The organism is Yersinia sp. 2542 StPb PI, from assembly GCF_048593855.1.
GTDB lineage: Bacteria > Pseudomonadota > Gammaproteobacteria > Enterobacterales > Enterobacteriaceae > Yersinia > Yersinia enterocolitica_E.
The window spans coordinates 1-265 of the sequence record NZ_JAZGQA010000564.1; the positions used below are offsets into that span (position 1 = coordinate 1).

Genomic DNA, 265 nt, shown 5'->3' on the forward strand with positions numbered 1-265 from the left:
GACGGCAAGCCACAGACCGGCACCGACAAGGGCAATGAAGACCAGCGCGGCGATGTTCGCGGCGACGTGTTCGAGATAGGGGGTCATGCTGCACCTGTGGCGCGGGCGATGGCGGCGGCACTTTCGCGCTTGCCGTATTCGGTTGCCCGTTGCTTGCGGCTGTCAACTTCAGCCTGGATGCTGGTCAGTTTTTCGGCGAGCAAGACCGCATCCGCTCGGTCGGCAAGAGTGCAGACAACCTCCGCCTTGCTTTTCTGGACAGAAT

1 protein-coding gene is annotated in these 265 nt (G+C 61.9%); it reads right to left on the reverse strand.

Annotated elements, in window-relative coordinates; all coding sequences use genetic code 11:
- Positions 1-83: 83 nt before the first annotated feature.
- Positions 84-265, reverse strand: a 182-nt coding sequence (locus V1952_RS22745; RefSeq protein ID WP_420075659.1) for a hypothetical protein, incomplete at its 5' end; no start/stop codon positions are given.